Genomic DNA, 22,636 nt, shown 5'->3' with positions numbered 1-22,636 from the left:
TTTAGGACGACAACACCTAAGGGGAGAGTGCAATGAGCCAGTTTTTTATGCATGAAAAAAACGATCTGGTGAACGAAGCGATCGAAGGCGTGTTACTCAGCACACCGTGGCACAACCTGACCCGTCTCGATCTGGGCGATGAGATTCGCGTGGTGGTGCGTTCGGACTGGGATAAAAGCAAAGTCGCACTGATTTCCGGCGGTGGCTCCGGCCACGAACCGGCGCACGCGGGCTTTGTCGGCAAAGGGATGCTGACCGCTGCGGTGTGCGGCGATATCTTCGCCTCGCCGAGCGTTGATGCGGTGCTGAACGCCATCGTTAACGTCACCGGTGAGGCGGGCTGTCTGCTGATTGTGAAGAACTACACCGGTGACCGCCTCAACTTTGGCCTCGCAGCGGAAAAGGCGAAAAATCTTGGTTACAAGGTGGAGCTGGTGATGGTGCAGGACGATATCGCGCTGCCGGAAAATCCGCAGCCGCGCGGCATTGCCGGCACCGTGCTGGTGCACAAAATCGCCGGCTACGCTGCGGAGCACGGCCAATCGCTCGACGAGGTTAAAGCGCTGGCGCAGCGCACCATCGACGCCACGTCCTCCATCGGCCTGGCGTTTGCCACCTGTCACATTCCGGGTGAAAAGCGCGACGATCGCGTGGCAGCCGGTCATAGCGAGCTGGGGATGGGCATTCACGGTGAGCCGGGCGTGATCACGCTGGATACGCAAAACAGCCGCAAAATTACCAGCATCATGACCGATCAGCTGGCGCAGGCGCTGCCCGACGGCAAACAGGCGCTGTTGATGATCAACAATCTCGGCGGCTTTTCCCAGCTGGAGCTGGCGCTGCTCACGCGCGAGGTACTGCAGTCGCCGCTGGCGGCGCGCATCACCCATTTAATTGGCCCGGCAACGCTGGTCAGCGCGCTGGATATGAAAGGGTTTTCGCTGACGCTGCTGGCGCTGGAAGAGGCGTTTTTCGAGGCGCTGCATGCGCCGGTGCAGGTGCTGGGCTGGACGCCGATGTACGACTTTGCGCCCATCAGCCTGCAGCGCGCTGAACGCATCGGCAGCGTGCTGGATTTCGATCCTTCTGATAACGCTGAAGTGGCGCAGGTGGTTGAGCGCGTGACGCAGACGCTGATCGATCTGGAGAGCGAGCTGAATGCGCTGGACGCCAAAGTCGGCGATGGCGATACCGGCTCGACCTTTGCCGCCGGCGCGAAGAAAATCCAGCGCGGCCTGCGTGAACAGCAGTTGCCGCTGGATGAGCTGCCTACGCTGCTGGCGCTGGTGGGCGAACAGCTGGCGACGGTGATGGGCGGATCGAGCGGAGTGCTGATGTCGATTCTGTTTACTTCGGCCGGACAGCAGCTGGAAGAGGGCAGCACGCTGCCGCAGGCGCTGATGCATGGACTGGAGCGGATGAAGCACTACGGCGGCGCGCAGCCGGGACATCGCACGCTGGTGGATGCGCTGCAGCCGGCACTGGAAGCGTTAGCGGCGGGTGAATCGCTGGCGGATGCGGCGGCCGCTGCGCAACAGGGTGCCGATGCGACGGCGCAGATGCAGAGCGCGAAGGCGGGCCGTTCGGCTTATCTGAATCAGCAGAGTCTGGATGGCGTGAAGGATCCGGGCGCGTACGCGATTGAGAAGGTGTTTGCGGTGCTGGCGGGCTGAAAATGGGGCGGATGGGTGCGGGGTTCGCCCTCACCCTAACCCTCTCCCGCAGGCGGGAGAGGGGACTGTCCGGAGTGATGCCGGAGTACAGCGCGGTTCTGCACCCGGTCCTCACCCTAACCCTCTCCCGCGGGCGGGAGAGGGGACTGTCCGGAGCGATGTCGGAGTACAGCGCGGTTCTGCACCCGGCCCTCACCCTAACCCTCTCCCGCTGGCGGGAGAGGGGACTGTCCGGAGCGATGTCGAAGTACAGCGCGCGCTCCTGCCGCCGAGCTTTTTCCGCTTACTCCGAGGCTTCGCGCAGCATCTCGTCGTGCGGAATATCCTGCAGAATCTGCTCGAAGCTGCGCAGACGTTTGTAGATCGACATCAGCGTAATCAGCGTGGACCACGAGGTGATCAGATACTGGAAGGAGGAGCGCACCTGGTCGAACACGTTGGTGATCTGGTTAAGCAGCCCCAGCGTGATGGTGCCCGCAACAATCGAGGGGAACAGCACGAACAGCCCGAACACATTGTCCACCTGCAGATAGAGAATGCGCGTGATGTTGAAATAGAGGTAGTGGAAATAGAGGCGGAAATAGTTGTGACGCACGCGGCTGAACAGCTCCTGCACCGTAGGCGGCGCGGCGCGCTGCGGATCGTCCTCGCCGTACACCAGCTCTTTACGGTACGCGGCTTCCACGCGCTGATTGCGGAACTCCAGCCCCGGCAGTTTAATCCCCACCAGCGCCAGCAGCGCGGTACCAAACAGCGACCACAGCAGCGCGGCGATCACCAGCGCATAAGGGATATTGCCGAGGATCGGCACTTCTTTCACGTGATGCGATAGCGTCACCAGCACCGGCAGAAACGCCACCAGCGTCATGATGGCCTGAATAAAGCTGATGCCCCAGTCCTGCAGCGTACTGGCGAAGCGCATGGTGTCTTCCTGCACACGCTGTGCGGCACCTTCTACCAGACGCAGGCGCTGCCAGTTATGCATGTAGTAGTTGTTCATCGCGGTACGCCAGCGGAACACCCAGTGGCTGACGAAAAACGAGTTCATCACGCCGATCACTACCGCGATCAGCGCAATGCCGAGAAACGCCAGTACCTGCACATAGAACTGATTGATGCTCACCGAGCCAGCTTTGGTCAGCGCCTGCTGAATCATGTCGTAAAACGGGCCATACCAGGCGTTAACGCCGACGCCAACCTGCACGCCAAACCAGGTGACAAAGATAATCAGTAACGATCCCCATACCGACCAGCGCTGCCACGGATGGTTGTCGATGATGCGCCACACCAGCGCAAAGGCGCCGCCCATGATCCAGTAGTAGGCATAAAACCACAGCTGGCTGGCGTGGATAAAGCGGCTGGCGTTGGTCGGCAGCGGCTGCTGCATCGCCGCCTGCAAAGCGGGAAAGCGCGCCGGAAAATCATTGAAAAAGCCAAACCAGGCAAAAATGGCAATCAGGCTCCAAATCGCGGCCGAGCTGAAAAACAGCGCCGGCCGCGGAAAATAGGACTTAAACATAGGCACTCCGCTGTTGTGTGTACTCTTTATACCGCTTCCGGCATTTATCTGTCTGTTGTCTGTTGTATCCGACGATGACAGCATCGCCGCATTTATGTAAAGCGGCAGAGTTAGTTGTTAAGTTTTTTGTGCTCATTTGTTTCGGGAAACTAAATTATTAACGGCGATGGTGTTACACTACGCCAACTGTTACCGGTAACAGTCTTGCTGTATCCCTTAAAACGCCAATAAAAATCATTACAACGCAACTACTTAACTTTCATGCCGCATTATATGCGGTAATGAGGCAATGTCATGTCAGAAGAAAAAAAGGGTCACACTCGCCGGGATTTCCTGCTGAGAACCATCACCCTGGCGCCGGCAATGGCGGTAGGCAGTACGGCGATGGGTGCACTGGTCGCGCCAATGGCCGCCGGTGCGGCAGCGTCGTCGGCAGCTGCGCCGCAGCAGGCGCGCGAGTATCAGCCGGTGTGGTTTACCGCCGAAGAGTTTGCCTTCATCAAAGCCGCCGTGGCGCGCCTGATCCCCAACGATGAACGCGGTCCTGGCGCGCTGGAAGCTGGCGTACCGGAGTTTATCGATCGCCAGATGAATACGCCGTATGCCACCGGCAGCAACTGGTATATGCAGGGACCGTTCAATCCGGATCTGCCGAAAGAGCTCGGCTATCAGCTGCCGCTGGTGCCGCAGCAAATCTACCGTCTCGGCCTGGCCGATGCCGATGGCTGGAGCAAACAGCAGCACGGCAAGGTATTTGCTGAGCTGACGCCCACGCAGCAGGACGCGCTGCTGAGCGCCTTCGAAAACGGCAGCGCGCAATTCCCGCAGGTGCCGGCCAAAACCTTCTTCGCCTTTCTGTTGCAAAACACCCGCGAGGGCTACTTCAGCGATCCGATCCACGGCGGCAATCAGGGCATGGTGGGCTGGAAGCTGATCGGCTTCCCTGGCGCACGCGCCGACTTTATGGATTGGGTAGAGCGCGGCGAACGTTATCCGTTCCCGTCAGTTGATATTCGCGGCGAGAGGGCGTAACCGTGGCAAATGCGTTAAAAAAAGTGGATGTGGCGATCGTCGGTTTTGGCTGGGCCGGGGCGATCATGGCGAAAGAGCTGACCGAGGCCGGTCTGCATGTGGTGGCGCTGGAGCGCGGGCCGCATCGCGATACCTATCCGGATGGATCCTATCCACAGTCGATTGATGAACTGACTTATAACATCCGCAAAAAGCTGTTCCAGGATCTGTCAAAAAGCACCGTAACTATCCGTCACGATGCCTCACAAACCGCCGTACCGTATCGTCAGCTGGCGGCATTCCTGCCGGGCACCGGCACCGGCGGCGCCGGCCTGCACTGGTCGGGAGTGCACTTCCGCGTCGACCCGGTCGAGCTGAACCTGCGCAGTCACTACGAGCAGCGTTACGGCAAAAACTTTATCCCGGAAGGCATGACCATTCAGGATTTCGGCGTCAGCTATGACGAGCTGGAACCGTTCTTCGATCAGGCGGAAAAAGTGTTCGGCACCTCCGGCAGCGCCTGGTCAATCAAGGGCAAAGTGGTGGGCAAAGAGAAAGGCGGCAACCCGTATGCGCCGGATCGCTCCAGCGACTTCCCGCTGCCCGCGCAGAAGCGCACCTGGTCGGCACAGCTGTTTGCCCAGGCGGCGGAATCGGTGGGCTATCACCCTTACGATATGCCATCGGCCAACACCTCCGGTCCTTACACCAATACTTACGGCGCGCAGATGGGGCCGTGCAACTTCTGCGGCTACTGTAGCGGCTACGCCTGCTATATGTACTCCAAAGCGTCGCCGAACGTTAACATTCTGCCCGCGCTGCGCCAGGAGCCGAAGTTTGAGCTGCGCAACAACGCGTATGTGCTGCGCGTCAACCTGACCGACGATAAAAAACGCGCGACCGGCGTCACCTATCTGGACGGTCAGGGACGTGAAGTGGAGCAGCCGGCGGATCTGGTGATCCTCTCCGCCTTCCAGTTCCACAACGTGCACCTGATGCTGCTATCCGGCATTGGCAAGCCGTACAACCCTATCAGCAACGAGGGTGTGGTCGGCCGTAACTTTGCCTACCAGAACATCTCCACGCTGAAGGCGCTGTTTGATAAAAACACCACCACCAATCCGTTCATCGGTGCCGGTGGCGCGGGTGTGGCGGTGGATGATTACAACGCCGATAACTTTGACCATGGTCCGTACGGCTTTGTCGGCGGTTCACCGTTCTGGGTCAACCAGGCGGGCACCAAGCCGATCTCCGGCCTGCCGACGCCAACAGGCACGCCGAACTGGGGCAGCCAGTGGAAAGCGGCGGTGGCGGATACCTATAACCATCACGTGTCGATGGATGCGCACGGCGCGCACCAGTCGTATCGCGCTAACTACCTCGATCTCGATCCCAACTACAAAGATGCTTACGGCCAGCCGCTGCTGCGTATGACTTTTGACTGGCAGGACAACGACATCAAAATGGCGCAGTTCATGATCGGCAAGATGCGCAAAATCACCGAAGCGATGAATCCGAAGATGATCATTGGCGGCGCGAAAGGGCCGGGTGCCCATTTCGATACCACCGTGTACCAGACCACGCACATGAGCGGCGGTGCCATCATGGGCGAAGATCCTAAAACCAGCGCGGTGAACCGCTATCTGCAAAGCTGGGATGTGCCGAACGTATTTGTCGCCGGCGCTTCTGCCTTCCCGCAGGGACTGGGCTACAACCCCACCGGCATGGTGGCGGCGCTGAGCTACTGGTCCGCCAAAGCGATTCGTGAACAGTATCTGAAGAACCCCGGCCCGCTGGTACAGGCATAAGGAACATGGCGATGATCAAAAGTTTAACAGCCCTGTTGCTGGGCACCCTGTCGTTCGCCGCGCTGGCGGAGGACACCGCCGCCGATGCGCTGGTGCAGCGCGGTGAGTATCTGGCGCGCGCCGGTGACTGCGTCGCCTGCCACAGCACCGCAGGCGGTAAACCGTTTGCCGGCGGCCTGCCGATGGCGACGCCGATTGGCACCATCTACTCCACCAATATCACGCCGGATAAGGCAACCGGCATTGGTGACTACAGCTATGACGACTTCCAGAAAGCGGTGCGTCATGGCGTGGCGAAAAACGGCGACACGCTCTATCCGGCGATGCCGTATCCGTCCTATGCGGTGGTCAGCGATGACGACATGAAGGCGCTGTATGCCTACTTCATGCACGGCGTGGCACCGGTGGCGCAGGCTAACAAAGAGAGCGACATTCCGTGGCCGCTGTCGATGCGCTGGCCGCTGGCGATCTGGCGCGGCCTGTTTGCGCCAGATGTGAAGGCGTTCCAGCCGGCCGCGCAGGAAGATCCGGCGCTGGCACGCGGTCGCTATCTGGTGGAAGGGCTGGGCCACTGCGGTGCCTGCCACACGCCGCGCAGCTTCACCATGCAGGAGAAAGCGCTGAATAACGGTCAGGGCAATGATTATCTTGCCGGTAGCAGCGCGCCGATTGACGGCTGGACCGCCAGCAACCTGCGCGGTGACAACCGCGATGGCCTGGGGCGCTGGAGCGAAGCGGATCTGCAGCAGTTCCTGCGCTATGGCCGTAACGATCACACGGCGGCGTTTGGTGGCATGACCGAGGTAGTGCAGCACAGCCTGCAGTATCTCAGCGATGCGGATATCAGCGCGATTGCCCGTTACCTGAAATCGCTCGGCGCGAAAGATCCGTCTCAGGCGGTGTTCCGTGAGGATGACGCAGTGGCCCGGGCGCTGTGGAAAGGTGACGACAGCCAGCCGGGTGCCGGCGTGTATGTCGACAGCTGTGCGGCGTGTCATAAAACCGACGGCAGCGGCTATCAACGCTTCTATCCGGCACTGCGCGGTAATCCGGTGGTGATGGCAGAGGATCCGACGTCGCTGATTCACATCGTACTGGTAGGCGGCACGCTGCCGGGCGTGAAAGGCGCACCGACCGCGATCACTATGCCGGCGTTTGGCTGGCGTCTGAACGACAGCCAGGTGGCTGATGTGGTGAACTTTATCCGCAGCAGCTGGGGCAACGGCGTGCAGACCAAAGTCACGGCGAAACAGGTGGCGAAACTGCGCCAGGATGACAGCGTGCAGCTAAAACAGGGCAGCGCGGATATCCGGGTGCTGGAAAAGCAGTAAGCCTGTCTTAAGCATTCCCTTCAGGTCATGGCGCGGTTCACGGCCTGAAGGGTGCGAAAAATCCCACTAAAATTCATTATCTTAGATTTTCCTTTCAGACGTTTCTTGTAAGAGATTTCTCCCCCACGTTTAAAAATCCCTGCCGCTTATTAAGCGTTACTTTAACGATATTAACTCTGGCGAAAAGGATGACCATATGTCTGTAGGCTATTACGACCCGACCAAACCGGGGCAGGAGAACTACGTCAATTCACCTTATCAGTACTGGAAAGGGGTGGTTGAAGATAAGAGCGTCAGCTATATCGAATTTGCCATTAACGGCCAGCTGTTTACTACGCAGGTAAACGCGGACGGCAGCTGGGAGTATCAGTTGCCGCTGCGGCTGGAAGAGGGGAGCCACAATCTCACCATCCGCTTTTTCGACCGGGCCGGCAACGCCGGGATTCCGTTCCAGACGCGGCTGGAAGTCGATCTCAGCCCGCCCGATATGCCGGCGATTATGCGCGTACTGGATGATTTCGGACCGGTGCAGGGCCCGGTTGGCAACAAAGGCTTCACCGATGATAAAACGCCAGCCATTTCCGGTTATGCCGAGCCGGACAGCATTGTCCGCCTGTACAGCAACGGCGTGCTGGTTAGCAGTGTGCAGGCGGCGAAAAACGGTCAGTGGACCATTACGCCGGAACTGAGTGACGGTGAACAGCGCCTGTACGTCACCGCCACCGATAAATTCGGCCAGGTCAGTTTTGATTCCCCGGTCTATACGCTTTACGTCAATTCGCCGCGCATCGATAAGCCGCAGCTGCTGGAAGTCTATGATAATGAAGGGGTGAACACCGGTGTGATCAAAGCCGGTAGCGAAAGCGACGATCGCAGCCCGCGCCTGAGCGGCAACGCGCCGCTGGACGCAGAAAACGTCATCATCTTCGTCAACGGGGTACGCGTCGGCGTGGCACCGGTGATTGACGGGCAGTGGCGCTGGGAGAGCAACGTTGATCTGCTGGGCTACGGTGAAAACACCATTACTACCCGCGCGCAAAATAACCGTGGTGAGTTGAGCGATGCGAGCGAGCCGTTTACCTATACGGTGGTGCCCACCGCGCCGGTGAAGATTGAGTATGCGCTGGATAATTTTGGCACGGCACAGGGCAAACTGGAAAACGGCGCGCTGACCGATGACTTCACCCCCACGCTCAAAGGCACGGCGGAAGCCAACAGTATCGTCTACGTGTATGCCACACGCGAAAACGGCAGCTGGTGGCTGAAAGGCAGCACCCAGGCGGATGCCTTTGGCCACTGGCAGGTGGAAATCGCCCGACTGGATGGCGGTGCCGGCCCGTATCACTTCCAGGCCAGTAACAGCCCGACGCGCGATCCCGCTGCGCCGCTGTTCGACCTGTATGTGTCAGACAACGGCACCCGCCTGAAGCCCACCATCAACGCGGCGCACGATAATGTCGGGCCCGAGCAGGGCAAATTAATCAACGGCGCCACCACCGATGACATGGCGCCGACGCTGCAGGGCAAAGCCGAAGCCAACAGCATGGTGTATATCCATGCGCGGCATATTGATGGCCACTGGGTGGTATTAGGCAGTGTTAAGGCCGATGCCTGGGGCAACTGGATAACGGAAGTGCGCGCGCTGCGCGGGGGATACGGCACTTATGAGTTTCAGGCTGCCAAAACCCCCGATCGCGACACCAGCGCCGAGGTGTTCAGTCTCAACATGGTGCCGGAAAAACCCGGTATCGTTTCTGCCTGGGATAATTTTGGCGCGCAGACCGGCGTGCTGCATCAGGGCGATGTCACTGATGACCTGACGCCAACGCTGAAAGGCCATGCTGCAGCAAACAGCGTGGTTTATATCTATGCCCGCCACGTGAACGGAGTATGGGTGACGCTCGGCAGCGCCGTTGCGGATGCTCATGGTCACTGGCAAAGCGAAGTGCGCGCGTTACGCGGCGGCTTTGGCAAATATGAGTTCCAGGTGTCAGACAGCCCGGTGCGTGACGCCGCCGCCGATGTTTTCGACCTGACGATAATCTCCGGCAAGACAGAGATTATTTCTGCGTGGGATGACAGCGGACCAAAGCAGGGCCAGCTGAAAAGCGGTGATATCACCGATGATATGACGCCAACCCTGAAAGGCACGTCTGCACCCAATAAGGTGGTGTACATTTTCGGCTGCCATATTGAGGGCCACTGGGTATTAATGGACTCGGTCACAGCGGATGCTACGGGTAACTGGAGCTACCAGTCTTACGATCGCTCGCCGTGGAAAGGACTGACGCAATTTCAGGTCAGTGATAGCGCCATTCGTGATGTGAATGCGCCAACCTTTCTGCTGGAGATCAATGTCGATCCGCCGAAGGTCGATCACAAGGGGCTAGTGTGGAATTTCAACGACGGTACCCAGCAGGGCTGGATCGCCAGCGGTCTGTATCACAAAAATGACAACATCGGGGTTAAGCGCTGGAGCGCAGGCAATTCCTCTTATGAGTTGGGTTCCATGACCAACGGTTCAAACACCAACGGATTCAAAGGAGAAGTGGTTTATCGCTATATTCAGGTCGAAGCGGGTAAAACCTACCAGTTCGATTTTGATGGCTACCGTATTCCTGGCGGTAGCCTGAAACCGAAAATCGGTCTGGACGTTAATGGACAGAAAGTGATTCCCAACATGGGGCTGGATGCTGCCTGGAATCATTTCAGCGGACTGTATACCGCCAGCAAAACAGAAGTGGTTCGCGTGGCGGTAACCAATGAGGTTAATAACGGTAACGGCAACGATTTCGCTATCGATAACATCGGGGTTAAAGAAATCAGCCGGGTTCGTGGACAACCTGATCTGGTGAAAGACGCTAACGGTCATCCGCGCTATATCGATTTTAAAACCGGGGTCAGTTATACCATCGACGACAGTCTGAAAATGACGCTGATTAAAGGACCGAATATCGGCGGCGAGCAAAAAACGCTGAAGCATGGCGAAATCATTGTTGGCCGTGGCGGCCAGATGAAGCTGGATTTCGACGGCGTGGCGGAGAAAGTGGTGCTGAAATCGGATTATGTGCACAGCAAAGGCAATTACATCGATTTCTATGACACGCAAGGTAAATTGCTGCACAGCTATGAGCTGAAGGCGCATCCTGGCACCCTGCGAAGCGACATTGTCGAGTACCACGCCCCGGCCGGTAAGCTGATCGGTTCAGCCGTGGTGCGCGTCAATCCGGCTGAAGTGGATTCGGTGAACAATCCGGGCGGCGTGCGCATCAGTGACGTTGAATGGGGCATGCATGATGATCATGTCGGTATCACCGCCTTTGATGTTCCTGCCGTCATCACCCTGGGCGATGAATTCGCCGTTTCCCTGAGCGATGTGCTGGCGCAGGGCAAGCAGGGCAGCACCATCGATATGACGGGTCACGGCAAAAACGTCCTGAGCGTAACGGTTGACGATATCCTGCAGGTTGGAAGTCAGGATCTGTTCGTGAAAGACGGCAAAACCCAGCTGCTGATCAAAGGCGATGCGCAGGACGTGGTGAAGCTGGATGACATCCTCGGCGACGGCGGTGACGTGGGCGATTGGGTGAAACAGCAGGGCAGCACCACGGTGGCTGGCGTGAAGTATCAGGTTTACAGCCACAGCGGCGTCGATGCCGACGTGCTGATCCAGGAAGGTGTGAAAACCGAACTGGTGTAAATCTGGCGGGGCGGAAACGCCCCCAAAGGTTTGCACCAGGACGTAGCGGCGCGATTTATCGCGCGATTAATCGTGCCGCTCCAAAGGGTGCGCATTGCCGGGCTGAACCGGCCGCCGCCCACCTTGCGCCCATCCGGTTTAAATGTTCTCCAGATCCAGCCCCCGCGTCTTCGGCCCGTAAATCCCGACCGACAGCATCACCATCAGCATACTCAGCACGATAAACACGATCACGCCCTGACTGCCGGCATACTGCAGAATCAGGCCAATCAGAATACTGCTGAAAGCGGTCGACAGCCGGCTGAACGAATAGCAGAAGCCAACGGCGCGCGCACGAATGTGCGTCGGGAAGATCTCGGTCTGATAGGCGTGATAGCTGAAGGTCAGCCAGGCGTTGCTGTAGGTGATCAGGAAACCGCACACCACCATCAGCAGAGGATTGCTGGTCAGCGCGAACAGCGTGCCGAACACCACCGTCATCAGCGATGAAAAAACGATCTGCCATTTGTTTTCCAGCCGGTCGGCGTAGCGGCTGCAGATCAGCGAGCCGAGCGGATAGGCCAGCGTGATGAAAAAGGCGTACAGCAGGCTGTGGGTGACGGTGGCCCCCTTGCCGGACAGCAGCGCCGGCAGCCAGTTACCGAAGCCGAAGAAGCCAATCGCCTGGAAGAAGTTCATCACCACCAGCATCAGCGTACGCTGGCGATAAGCCGGTGCCCAGATTTCGCTAAAGCGCCCTTTTTTCGGCAGCTGTGCCGCCGCATCGCGCTGAGAGAAATCGTCTCCCGGCGCAATGCCACAGCGTTTTTCCATCTCGCTCAGCACCCGGTGCGCGTCCTGATGCCGCCCCTGCTGCGCCAGCCAGCGCGCCGACTCCGGCAGATTTTTACGGATAAACCAGATCACCAGCGAGCACAGCGCACCGGCGATCACGACCCAGCGCCAGCCTTCGAGGCCAAGCAGGGTTTGCGGTACCAGCCACCATGACATCAGCGCTACCGTCGGCACCGACAGGAACTGAATGAAAAAAGAGAAGGCAAACGCGCGGCTGCGCAGATGGGCCGGCACCCACTCCGACAGATAGGTATCGATGGTCACCAGCTCGACGCCCAGACCGATTCCGACCAGGAAGCGGCACAGAATAATCATCTCCGCGCTGTGCTGGAACGCCATCAGCAGTGAGAACGCACCGTACCACGCCAGCGCGCACATAAAGGTCAGGCGACGGCCGAAGCGGTCGGCATAGGGCGTCAGCAGGCTGGCACCGACAAACAGGCCGAGAAAGGTCGCCGAGGCGAACGCCGCCTGATCGGCGATACCAAACACGCCCGCGGCGCCGGTGTGGAACACGCCTGCGGCGACCAGCCCGGCGCTGATGTAGCCGGTTTCAAACAGATCGTACAGCTCGAAGAAGCCGCCGAGCGCCAGCAGCGTAATAAAGCGCCACAGCCCGGCGGAAGAGGGCAGAGCGTCGATGCGCCCGGCCAGCGTCTGGCGTTCGGTCGCGATGCGATCGGTCGCCACCCCTGTCGAATAGGTGGTTGTCATTATGATTGTTACCTCGGTGTTTGCAGGATCCGCCCGGTGGTGGTTTGTAAGAAATCATTAACCGTTAGCAAGCGAAGAAATAGCAGAATAATCAATTCGTCCGGGGTTGCCGAGAGGCGCAGCGGTGACATTTTGGCAACGTGCGTTGCAGTTCACAGAAAGCAGTACGCCGTCCATGGCGCCAGGTCAGGGCAGATGCGGATAAACGCCCGGACCGATGGGCAGGCCCAGCAGATACCACACCAGCAGCAGCACGATCCACGTCACAAAGAACACCAGCGGATACGGGAAGATCAGCACGTAGTAGGTGCCGAGCTGCGCGTCTTTTTGATAGCGCTGCAGGAAACCGAGGAACAGCGGCAGAAACGGCGACATCGGCGCCAGCGGCAGCACGGCGGAATCGGCGATGCGGAAAATCATCTGGGCAAACGCCGGGTGAAAGCCGAGCAGCATAAACATCGGCACAAATACCGGCGCAAGGATCGACCAGATCGCCGAGCCGCTGGCGATAAACATGCACAGAAACGCCGAGAGGAACATCAGGCCGAGAAAGGCCGGCGCACCGCTGATGCCGGCGCTCTCCAGCATATCGGTCAGGCCGATGGCCATAAACTTGCCCATGTTGCTCCAGTTGAAGAACGCCACGAACTGCGACAGCGGAAACACCATGACGATAAAGCCGGCCATGCTCTTCATCGGATCCACCAGCAGTCGGGGGATGTCGTCAGCGCGGCGAATCTGCTGCGTCACCGCGCCATAGGCAATCGCCACCACAAAGAAGAACAGGATGATGATCGGCACGATGCCCTGAATAAACGGCGAAGGGATGATGCCGCCGGTTTTCGGGTTGCGCAGCGGCGCATGCTCCGGCACCACCAGCAGCGCCATCACACCGATGAACACCAGCGCGGCGAGACCGGCCGCCTTCAGGCCGCGATTCTCCTGCGCCGTCAGCGGTGGCAGGCGATCGTGGTGGCCGCTGTTCCAGACGGGCAGGCGCGGTTCGACAAATTTATCGGTCAGTAGCGCGCCAGCCACGGTCAGCACGATGACCGAGCTGGCCATGAAGAACCAGTTATCGATCACGCTGACATGGACCGTGTCGCTGACCGCTTTCGCGGCCTCTGTACTGATGCCGGAGAGCAGTACGTCGGTGGTGACGATCAGCAGATTTGCGGTAAAACCCGACGCGACGCCGGCTATCGCCGCCAGCAGGCCCGCCACCGGATGACGCCCGACGGCAAGGAAGATCAGCGCGCCGAGCGGCGGCATCACCACCAGTGCGGCGTCGGAAGAGATATGGCTGAAGAACGCGATAAACAGCACCATATAGCTGGCGTAGCGACGGCTGACGCGCGACGCCATTTTCACCATCAGCGACTGCAGCAGCCCGACTTTTTCCGCCAGCCCGGCCCCGATCACCAGCGCCAGAATGGAGCCCAGTGGGGTGAAGCCGCTGAAGTTTTTGATGATGTTGGGCAGGATCCATTGAATGCCCGCCACGCTGAGCAGGTTATTGACCCGCACCAGTTCGCCATTGGCCGGATTTTTAACGGCCACATCAAGGCTGCTGAGAAGCGCGGTGGCGATCATTAGCACCACGATCAGGTAGACAAACAGTAAGAACGGGTTCGGCACTTTGTTGCCGACCCGCTCAATCCAGCTGAACAGCTTGCCGGGGCTGCGATTTTCGGTCATCACTTCCATCGGTAGATCCTCATGAGTCGTCTTGTCAGTTATGTTTGCGTAATGCTTATATTTTTTTAATGGTGATGCGTTGGTACCAGGTCGCCATAAATGGCGACCCTACACGGTAAGGAGCGGTGACCACCGGTCACGCACCCGGTTACTGCGTTGCAGATCGGTCGCAATACGTCCCGTAGGGTGCGCATTTATGCGCACCTGGCGTAATGCGTTGCTGAACTCAGGATGCTAATGTCGATGGCTGCACGCCGGCCGGAATCGGGCACACGTACGGCTGCTCACGGCGCACGCGGTCAAACTCTTCACGACAACGCGCCAGCGCGGCATCATCGTGCAACAGCGTCAGCGCGGTGGCGGCCAGCACTTTGGCGGCAAGGCACATCCCTTTGTGGGCAATCGGCGTGCGGCCCTGCGCCACCAGCTGCCAGGTGTGCAGCGGCGTGCCGAAGGCAAAACAGGGGGCAAAACACTGCGCCGTCGGCGTTACCCAGCTCACATCCCCAACGTCGGTTGAGCCGTACAGCAACTCGCGCGTGACCGCATACGGCGCTACCTCATCCATCAGCACTTTATCCCCCAGCGCCTCAGCCCAGGCGATACCCGCTTCGCCGCCGGTGCGCGCCGCATTCAGTCGCGCGTTACGCAGATCGTCTTTGCTCAGCGTGGCGCGGATCTCTGCCGCAAATGCCTGTTCCTGCGCGCTGTAGTGCGGCAGACCAAAATGGTGCAAATTACGTTCCATCACCGCTTCCAGCGCGCGGTTGGGCACATAGTTGGAGCAGGCTTTATCAAAACGTACCGTCATCTGCGTATCGGTCATCAGCGCCGCGCCTTTGGCGATGTTGATCACACGCTGGTAGATATCCTGGGCCTGGTCGAGCTGCGGCGCGCGAATCAGGTACAGCACTTCGGCATCGGCCTGCACCACGTTGGGCGATACGCCGCCGGTTTGGGTGACCGCATAGTGCAGGCGCGCCTCCTGCACGATGTGCTCGCGCAGAAAATTCGCGCCGGTGTTCATCAGCGTCACCGCATCCAGCGCGCTGCGCCCGAGATGCGGCGAGTTAGCGGCATGCGCTGCTACGCCTTTGAAGTGAAACGCCGCCTGAATATTGGCGAGGGTGCTGAGGTTGAACATGCCGCTGAAGCCTTCCGGGTGCCAGGTCACGGCAGCATCGACATCATCAAACAGCCCCTCGCGCACCATAAAGGTTTTACCCGAGCCGCCCTCCTCGCCAGGGCAGCCGTAAAAGCGCAGCGTGCCGCGTCCGCCCTGTTCTGCCCACCAGGCTTTGATGGCGAAAGCGGCGGCCAGGCCGGCGGTACCGAGCAGGTTGTGGCCGCAGCCGTGACCGTTGCCGTTTTCCACCAGCGGCTCAGGCGTGGCGCAGCCCGCCTGCTGGCTCAGGCCGGCCAACGCATCAAACTCGCCGAGGATGGCGATCACCGGCTGGCCGTGGCCGATTGAGGCGATAAACGCGGTGTCGAGACCGCCGACGCCGCGCTCGACCTCAAACCCCTCCTGCGCCAGCGCATCGGCCAGCAGCGCAGACGATTGCGTCTCTTCGAAACGGGTTTCCGGCACGTCCCAGATGGCATCGCTGAGGGCACTGAAACGCGCCTGGTGCTGGTCGATGTAACGATCGATGAAGTCGTGTGCGCTCATCGGGCACCGCCGAATTGCGTCTGATTAAGCGCCAGCGTAGCCAGCATCTGCACGGCAGTAGCCATCACCGCTTCATCAAAGTCGAACCGCGCATTGTGATGGCCCGCCGCCAGCTCGCAGCCGAAGATGACGTAAGACGCCTGGCCGCCGCGCTGCTGCACGCGCTCCATCATGTAGGTAGCATCTTCGGAACCGGCCGCCTGCTGTTTGCTGTCTATCACCGAACTGAACAGGCCGGTCGCCTCGGCCTGCTGATGGATAAAACTGACCCACGCCGGGCTCGGCGTGCAGCTGCGTGCACCGCCCATCAGCGTGACCTCGTGCTCAACGCCGTACATCGCCGCGGCACCGGCAATCACGCGCAGCGCCTGTTGATAGATATCGTCGTTGACCTGATTACTCGCGCCGCGCGTTTCCACCTTCATCAGCGCAACATCCGGCACTACGTTGCGTCCGCTGCCGGCCTGTAAGACACCAACGTTAACGCGCGCCACGCCGCCGCTGTGCTGCGGCAGAGTGTGCAGCGCCAGCGTGGCCTGCGCCGCCGCCAGCAGCGCGTTGCGTCCCTCTTCCGGTTTGCCACCGGCATGCGCGCCGACCCCGGTAAAACGCACGTCCAGCTTGGTCGTGGCGAGAAAGCTGTCGCTGCCGCAGACGATCTCGCCCGGCGGCACGCCGGTTCCAAGGTGAATGGCGGTGAACAGATCGACATCATCAAGTACGCCCGCGGCCACCATGGCTTTGGCACCGCGTACGCCTTCTTCGGCCGGCTGAAAAATGAGTTTTATGCGACCGCTCAGCTGGTGCTTCATCGCCATCAGCACGCCCGCCAGCGCCAGACCTATGGTGGTGTGACCGTCGTGGCCGCAGGCGTGCATCATGCCGGGATTGCACGAGGCGAAGCCTTCGCGCGTCGGCAGGTGATCGGCGGCGGCGCTTTCCGTCTGGTCGAGCGCGTCCATATCAACACGAAAGCCCATCACCGGACCGGGACGTCCGGTGTCCAGCGTTGCCACCACGCCGCAGAAACCGCCGGAGAAGTGGGGCAGCCATTGTGGCAATGCGCCCTGCTGCAGCGCCCGCGCTTCCTGCTGCGCCAGCACTTCAGCAGACGGCAGACCCATGCGCGCATCGGCATCAATCACCTCACGGCCCAGCTGCAGCTGATAACCAAGACGATGCAGCTCTTCCGCCACCAGCGTGGCGGTGCGGAACTCCAGCCAGCCGGATTCAGCATACTGGTGCAGGTCGCGGCGCCATGTCTGCATCTGCGGTATCCGCGCGTTGACGAGGTCGGAAAGGGTGTTCATCGGCTGTTCCTTAGTGTTGGTTTTTTATGCATTCAACCGAATCTACACAATGGTATTAAGGCGCATAAGATGCGAATATCTTGTGACCGATAGACAACGGTTATCACCTGATCATGGCGGCCAATCTCAAACTTCATCAGCTGCGCGCCTTTGTTGACGTGGCGCGCCAGGGCAGTATTCGCGCCGCCAGCCGGCTGTCGGGCCTGTCACAGCCGGCGTTAACCAAAGCGATTCAGGAACTGGAGCTGGTGCTGGGCGCGCGCCTGTTCGAGCGTCGTCAGCAGGGCGTGATGCTGACCGATGTCGGTGAAACCTTTTTTCGTCATGCCTGTCTGGTGCTGGAGGAACTGCGTGTGGCGCAGGAGGATATCCAGCAGCGGCTCGGTCTGGCCGGTGGCAAAGTGAATATTGGGGTGGGCGGCAGCATTGCGCGTACCGTGATGCCGCAGGTGATAACCCAGTTTCATCGTGAGTATCCACTGGTGAAAGTGCGTATCGTTGAGGGCCAGCTGGTGTCGATGGTGCATGAACTGCGTCAGGGCGCGCTGGATTTCACCATCAATACCTACGACCGGCATCACTTCGATCAGGAGCTGATTTTCGAGCGGCTGATGCAGCGCGAGTATCAGGTGGTGATGCGTAAAGGGCATCCGATGGCGCATGCGCGCTCGCTGGCCGAGTTGCAACATTGCGACTGGACCATGCCGACGCCGCAGGGCAGTTATTACCGACTGCTGCATGACCTGTTCGGTGAGCGCGGCATGGCACCCAAAATCGCGGTGACCTGCGAGACCTTTATGGCCTGCACCAGCCTGGTGGCGAAGAGTGATTTTGTCAGCATCATTTCGCGCGACGTGATTGAAGACCCTACGCACGGCGGGCAGCTGATCGCGCTGGATCTCGACGATCCGCTGCCGAAAGCCACCTTTTATCTAATTCAGCGTAAAGACACCGCGCTGACGCCGATGAGCGCTTACATGGCGCAGCTGTTCCGCCGCTACTGCCAGCCGTGACGGGCGAAAAACTGCATCGTCTACACTTTAGGTGTACGACACGCGTTTACGCACTCTCAACGGAGGTTACGATGCAGGTGAGTCCTTATTTATTTCTCTACGGCCGCTGTGAAGAAGCAATTGCCTTCTATCTGGAAGCCACCGGCGGTGAAATTCTGCAAAAAATGACGTTTGGCGATATGCCGGAGCAGGGCGAACAGGTGGGCGATCGGTCGGCGCCGCCGCTACCGCCGGAAAAGATTATGCATGCGCATCTGCGCATTGGTCAGGGCGAGCTGATGCTGAGTGATGGCAATACCGCTCAGCCACCGGCGTCCGAACATGCCGGTTATGCGGTGAGCCTGGCCACGCCAGATGAAGCGGAGGGTAAAGCCTGGTTTGATAAGCTCTCTGCGGGCGGCAAAGTGACCACTGAATGGCAGAAAACCTTCTGGTCGAACGGCTTCGGGATGTTTATCGATAAGTTTGGCATCCCATGGCGCATCAACGTGGTGAAGCCACAGGCGTAACAGACTGGCGTGGCCGCGATGGTAAGCGGCCACGCCGGAAGCGGTTTAGAAGTTGTAACCCACCACCAGGTAGTAACCCCAGCCGGTTGATTTCACTTCAAACGGACCGTTGCCGAAGTTTAGCTCCTGACCATCAGCCCACTGGCCGCCATTGTGGAAGTAACGCGCCACGGTAGAGACATGCCAGTGATCGTAGTTCAGCGACAGAATGTGGCTGGAAGCAATCGAGTTGCTGGTGCGCGAGCGGTCAGACTTGTCACGCAGATCGGAACCCCAGTCAAAGTTGGTGAAGCCGATATAGCTCAGCTTGCCGCCCCACAGGTCGGTAATCGGTACAAAGTATTTCACCTTGAAGCGATAACCATCCCAGCTATTTTCATTCGCCGCGCCGTAGTTTTCCCACTGGTATTTCGCGTACACGTTCAGTGACAGGCCGATATCGCTATGGGTATCGATGTCAGTACCCAGACCCATGTACCAGGTGTTCTGACGGCTATCGCTGTTGCGACCCATGTCGTAGATGTAGTTGTTTGCGAAGTACCACTCTTTGAACGGTCCGAATGCCAGGCTGGTGCCGGTCAGCTTATCGATGGAGAAGCGTGGCTCAATTTCCATGAACATCGGCGAACCGTGGTCAAAAATACCGTTGGCATTGCTGTTACCCACGCCAAAGAAGTTGGTCAGGTCAAGGTAGCCGTAGAAATCAAACCAGTCCTTTTTAGTAAAGGCTTCGTATTCGAGATACACATCATTGTTGAACTGGGGTCCGAAGCGGGTGTGATAACTGCCTACCACGTTCACGCTCTGATGCCACCAGTCAGAAAGGTACTGCGGATCGCTTTCCGCCGCCTGTGCGGCGCCGGTCCAGCTACTGGCCAGTAAGGCCCCTGCTATCAGTGTTTTAAATTTCATTATTTTTTAACCACTTGCTCGTGATCGCCGCGCAAATGCTGCGATCGGGTGAAATCGATCCCAGGGGATGGGCAGTGTGCTGTTGTCGCCGGTCTGACGCGCCGGATTTTCAGGCCCGCGTAATGTGCCTGTAACAGAGCGATAGAAAATAGATTTTGATCACGTTTGTCAAAAAGTGTTGCATTTCGATTCAGTAAATATGTGAGGTTGATCACATAAAGGCCGTGTAACGAACGGAACCCCGCAACCGTTTACGTTGTCGGGATACGCAGAGAACTGGCGGGAGAAGAAAATAGCCGGCGCGGATTATCGCGCCGGAGGAGGGAAGACGTCAGGGTAGGGTAACGCGCACCTGCAGGCCACACACTTCACCCTGCGGGTTCAGGCAATTCGACAGAGCCACCTGCATCTGATGCTTTTGCGCCACGCTGCGCACGATCGACAATCCCAAGCCGCTGCCCTGCGCCTGGACATCCGGCGAGCGGGTAAAGCGATCGAAGGCGCGCTCAATAAACGACTCCGGCATGCCGGGGCCGTTATCGACAATATCCACTACCGTATGATGACCGACGCGATGCAGCAGCACATCCACCAGGCTGCCTTCCGGCGTGTGCAGCATGGCGTTGCCGATCAGGTTATCAAACAGGCTGCGCAGATCGGAGCGGCTGGCGTGCAGACGATAGTGCGCGGTGCCGTTGAAGCCGATATCAATGCCGCGCTTGTCAGCCACCACCATCAGCTGCTCAATGCTCTCCTTCAGCAGGTCATCAAGCTCAATGGTCTCGACGCTGGCGACCACGGACTGATCCTCCTGGCGTGAAATATTCAGCAACTGCGTCACCAGATGGCGCGTGCGCGTGACGCCCGCTTCCAGCTGATCAAACTGGCGGCTGGCTTCGCCCGGCAGGATGTGCTGACGCAGGTTCTCCAGCTGTAACGTGACGGCGGTGACCGGCGTGCGCAGTTCATGCGCGGCATCCTCAAGGAACTGGCGTTGTGACGACCAGGCCGCGCGTAGTTTATCCAGTAGCGAGTTATAAGCATCGACCAGCGGCAGCACTTCGTCCGGCAGACCGTCCGGCGACACGCTGTGCGGATGCAGGGTTTCCTGCGCCGCAATCTGGCGCGACGCCACGCGCAGATCGCGCGTAATGGCCCGCACCACCAGCCAGATCACCAGCAGCGACAGCGGCATCATCAGGATGAGCGGAATGATGGCGGAGAGTACGCGTTTCACCATCAAGCTCTTCATATAGCCGACGTTGTGCAGCACCTGAATATTGCCGATCTCACTGCCCAGCTCGCCGGGACGGGTGTAAACGCGCCACTGGCAGTCATCGCCGCAGTCGCCAACTTTTAAATCTGACCAGCCTTTTTTGCTCTGCAGGGGCGCGTGCAGCGCCGGCCAGGAACTGGCGCGCAGGTGATTATTGGTGTCCCAGAGCTGAACGATATAGGTACTTTTCAGCTTCTCCTGCTGCATCACCATCGGCATCAGTGCCGGCATGCGCTGGCTGCTTGACCAGGCATCGGCAATTTTGGCGAGCTGGTCGTCCTTCATGGTGCCCATCATGTCGCCATAGCAGTGGTAGAAATACCAGGTGACACCGCCGATCATCGCCAGATGCAGCAGCACCAGCGTGGCCAGCAGTTTGTTGCGCAGCGACCGCATAAACGTAAAGGATCTCATATTGCCGGCACCCGCCAGCCCAGACCGCGCACGTTGCGAATCACTTCGTTATCGAGTTTGCGCCGCATGCCGTGAATCAGCACGTCCACGGCGTTGCTGGTGACCTCTTCGCCCCAGCCGTAGATGCGGTTTTCTAACTGCTCACGCGACAGGATCGCCCCTGGGCGTTCCAGCAGCGCATAGAGCAGGGCGTATTCACGTGCGGTTAGCTGCTCGCGCTGGCCTTTGTACAGCACTTCACGCGTCATCATATCGAGCTGCACGTCGCCGTTGCCCAGCAGGGAGTCCGCCGCACCGTGGCGGCGTCGGGTGATGGCTCGCATACGCGCCAGAACCTCTTGCAGATCAAAGGGTTTGAGTAAGTAGTCATCGGCGCCACTGTCCAGGCCCTGGATGCGCTGCTGCACGGTATCACGCGCGGTCAGCACCAGCACCGGCGTCATGTCACCGCGCGTGCGCGCACGGCGCAGCACATTGATGCCATCTTCACGCGGTAAACCGAGATCGAGCAGGACGCAGGTATAACCGCCTTCCTGCCAGGCGTTGCTGGCAAATACGCCGTCACGCACCCAGTCCACCGACCAGCCGGCGGCCTCCAGCGCCTGCTGCAGGTTGGCGCCGATCATTTCATCATCTTCTACCAGCAGCACACGCATGATGCCCTCCTGAATAACTTGTCGCAGTGTAGCGCCCGATAATTAGCGCAGAATTAACCTGGTGCGCTGTTTCGTCGGGAAAGCCGTTTTTTTGCTTGCTAATTCTGCGCTAATTTTCTGCTAATTAAGGGATAAATTTAACGCGCTACAGTGACGTCACTGGACATTTTACCGACGCCGGAGGAAGTCATGAATCAGCGCGAATTTATCCGTAGTTTGCTGGAGTGGATTGAAAAAAACTTAGGGCACGATCTGCATCTGGATGAAGTAGCACGCCGCTCGGGATATTCCCGCTGGCATCTGCAACGTCTGTTCCGTCAGCACACCGGTTTTTCACTGGCAGAATACATTCGCCAGCGCCGGCTGACTGAGTCAGCGCTCACGCTGATCAACAGTGATGAGGCGATTTTGCAGGTAGCGATGAGCTACGGCTTTGATACCCAACAGGCTTACACCCGCACCTTTAAAAATTATTTCCGCGTCACGCCAGGCCAGCTGCGGCGTCAGCGTCGCGTCGAGCCGGACCGCCTGCTGTTTCCGTTAGCGGTGGCGGTGTGACATCCCTCGCCCGATTTGCCGTGGCCGC

16 protein-coding genes are annotated in these 22,636 nt (G+C 59.1%); 8 read left to right on the top strand and 8 right to left on the bottom strand.

The features are described from left to right. The first annotated feature begins 32 nt into the window (after positions 1 to 32). Positions 33 to 1,673 carry a dihydroxyacetone kinase subunit DhaK gene (locus C1N60_RS17915; RefSeq protein WP_264441726.1) on the top strand — a complete coding sequence of 547 codons (1,641 nt, stop codon included), beginning with the start codon at positions 33 to 35 and terminating at the stop codon, positions 1,671 to 1,673. A gap of 283 nt (positions 1,674 to 1,956) precedes the next feature. Here C1N60_RS17915 and sbmA read toward each other — a convergent pair whose 3' ends face one another. Beyond that, positions 1,957 to 3,192, bottom strand: coding sequence for a peptide antibiotic transporter SbmA (gene sbmA / locus C1N60_RS17910; RefSeq protein ID WP_021507809.1), 1,236 nt, complete (start codon positions 3,190 to 3,192; stop codon positions 1,957 to 1,959). Between the two features lie 294 nt (positions 3,193 to 3,486). Here sbmA and C1N60_RS17905 point away from each other — a divergent pair, with 294 nt between their 5' ends. The 4 genes from C1N60_RS17905 (at position 3,487) to C1N60_RS17890 (ending at position 11,042) form a co-directional block, all read left to right on the top strand. Continuing rightward, positions 3,487 to 4,224: a gluconate 2-dehydrogenase subunit 3 family protein gene (locus tag C1N60_RS17905; protein ID WP_058780874.1), complete on the top strand. Its 738-nt coding sequence runs from the start codon at positions 3,487 to 3,489 to the stop codon at positions 4,222 to 4,224. 2 nt (positions 4,225 to 4,226) lie between these two features. Beyond that, a complete protein-coding gene (locus C1N60_RS17900; RefSeq protein ID WP_021507807.1) occupies positions 4,227 to 6,011 on the top strand; it encodes a GMC family oxidoreductase in 1,785 nt (594 codons plus the stop codon). 11 nt (positions 6,012 to 6,022) lie between these two features. Next, positions 6,023 to 7,342 carry a c-type cytochrome gene (locus tag C1N60_RS17895; protein WP_394521159.1) on the top strand — a complete coding sequence of 440 codons (1,320 nt, stop codon included), beginning with the start codon at positions 6,023 to 6,025 and terminating at the stop codon, positions 7,340 to 7,342. A 196-nt stretch (positions 7,343 to 7,538) separates the two neighbouring features. Beyond that, entirely contained in the window at positions 7,539 to 11,042 is a 3,504-nt protein-coding gene (locus C1N60_RS17890) for an Ig-like domain-containing protein (protein WP_394521158.1), read from the top strand. 138 nt (positions 11,043 to 11,180) lie between these two features. Here the strand turns inward: C1N60_RS17890 and C1N60_RS17885 are convergent, their stop codons facing one another. The 4 genes from C1N60_RS17885 to C1N60_RS17870 form a co-directional block, all read right to left on the bottom strand. Continuing rightward, on the bottom strand, positions 11,181 to 12,590 hold the full coding sequence (locus tag C1N60_RS17885) for an MFS transporter (protein ID WP_058759274.1): 1,410 nt from the start codon (positions 12,588 to 12,590) through the stop codon (positions 11,181 to 11,183). Positions 12,591 to 12,776: 186 nt separating this feature from the next. Beyond that, complete coding sequence (abgT, locus tag C1N60_RS17880) at positions 12,777 to 14,297, bottom strand: p-aminobenzoyl-glutamate transporter (RefSeq protein WP_262256501.1); 1,521 nt, start codon at positions 14,295 to 14,297, stop codon at positions 12,777 to 12,779. A 217-nt stretch (positions 14,298 to 14,514) separates the two neighbouring features. Continuing rightward, a complete protein-coding gene (locus tag C1N60_RS17875) occupies positions 14,515 to 15,960 on the bottom strand; it encodes a M20 family metallopeptidase (protein ID WP_136545831.1) in 1,446 nt (481 codons plus the stop codon). After that, on the bottom strand, positions 15,957 to 17,270 hold the full coding sequence (locus tag C1N60_RS17870; RefSeq protein WP_058780868.1) for an amidohydrolase: 1,314 nt from the start codon (positions 17,268 to 17,270) through the stop codon (positions 15,957 to 15,959). The genes C1N60_RS17875 and C1N60_RS17870 overlap by 4 nt, the downstream gene beginning before the upstream one ends. Positions 17,271 to 17,383: 113 nt before the next feature. Here C1N60_RS17870 and C1N60_RS17865 point away from each other — a divergent pair, with 113 nt between their 5' ends. Next, positions 17,384 to 18,283: a LysR family transcriptional regulator gene (locus tag C1N60_RS17865; protein ID WP_132465791.1), complete on the top strand. Its 900-nt coding sequence runs from the start codon at positions 17,384 to 17,386 to the stop codon at positions 18,281 to 18,283. Positions 18,284 to 18,354: 71 nt separating this feature from the next. Then, positions 18,355 to 18,792: a VOC family metalloprotein YjdN gene (yjdN, locus tag C1N60_RS17860; protein WP_058774910.1), complete on the top strand. Its 438-nt coding sequence runs from the start codon at positions 18,355 to 18,357 to the stop codon at positions 18,790 to 18,792. A 45-nt stretch (positions 18,793 to 18,837) separates the two neighbouring features. Here the strand turns inward: yjdN and C1N60_RS17855 are convergent, their stop codons facing one another. From C1N60_RS17855 to C1N60_RS17845, 3 genes are all read right to left on the bottom strand, one after another. Continuing rightward, positions 18,838 to 19,704, bottom strand: coding sequence for a nucleoside-specific channel-forming protein Tsx (locus C1N60_RS17855; RefSeq protein ID WP_021507798.1), 867 nt, complete (start codon positions 19,702 to 19,704; stop codon positions 18,838 to 18,840). 331 nt (positions 19,705 to 20,035) lie between these two features. Continuing rightward, on the bottom strand, positions 20,036 to 21,394 hold the full coding sequence (locus C1N60_RS17850; protein ID WP_058759279.1) for a sensor histidine kinase: 1,359 nt from the start codon (positions 21,392 to 21,394) through the stop codon (positions 20,036 to 20,038). Beyond that, positions 21,391 to 22,050 carry a response regulator gene (locus C1N60_RS17845; protein WP_021507795.1) on the bottom strand — a complete coding sequence of 220 codons (660 nt, stop codon included), beginning with the start codon at positions 22,048 to 22,050 and terminating at the stop codon, positions 21,391 to 21,393. Before C1N60_RS17845 ends, C1N60_RS17850 begins: the two co-directional genes overlap by 4 nt. 189 nt (positions 22,051 to 22,239) lie before the next feature. On the opposite strand from C1N60_RS17845, the gene C1N60_RS17840 reads away from it, so the two are divergent. After that, complete coding sequence (locus C1N60_RS17840) at positions 22,240 to 22,608, top strand: helix-turn-helix domain-containing protein (RefSeq protein ID WP_021507794.1); 369 nt, start codon at positions 22,240 to 22,242, stop codon at positions 22,606 to 22,608. Positions 22,609 to 22,636: the final 28 nt, after the last annotated feature.

It is taken from the genome of Pantoea sp. SGAir0184 (assembly GCF_043544755.1).
This window is presented reverse-complemented; position numbering and strand designations above follow the sequence as displayed.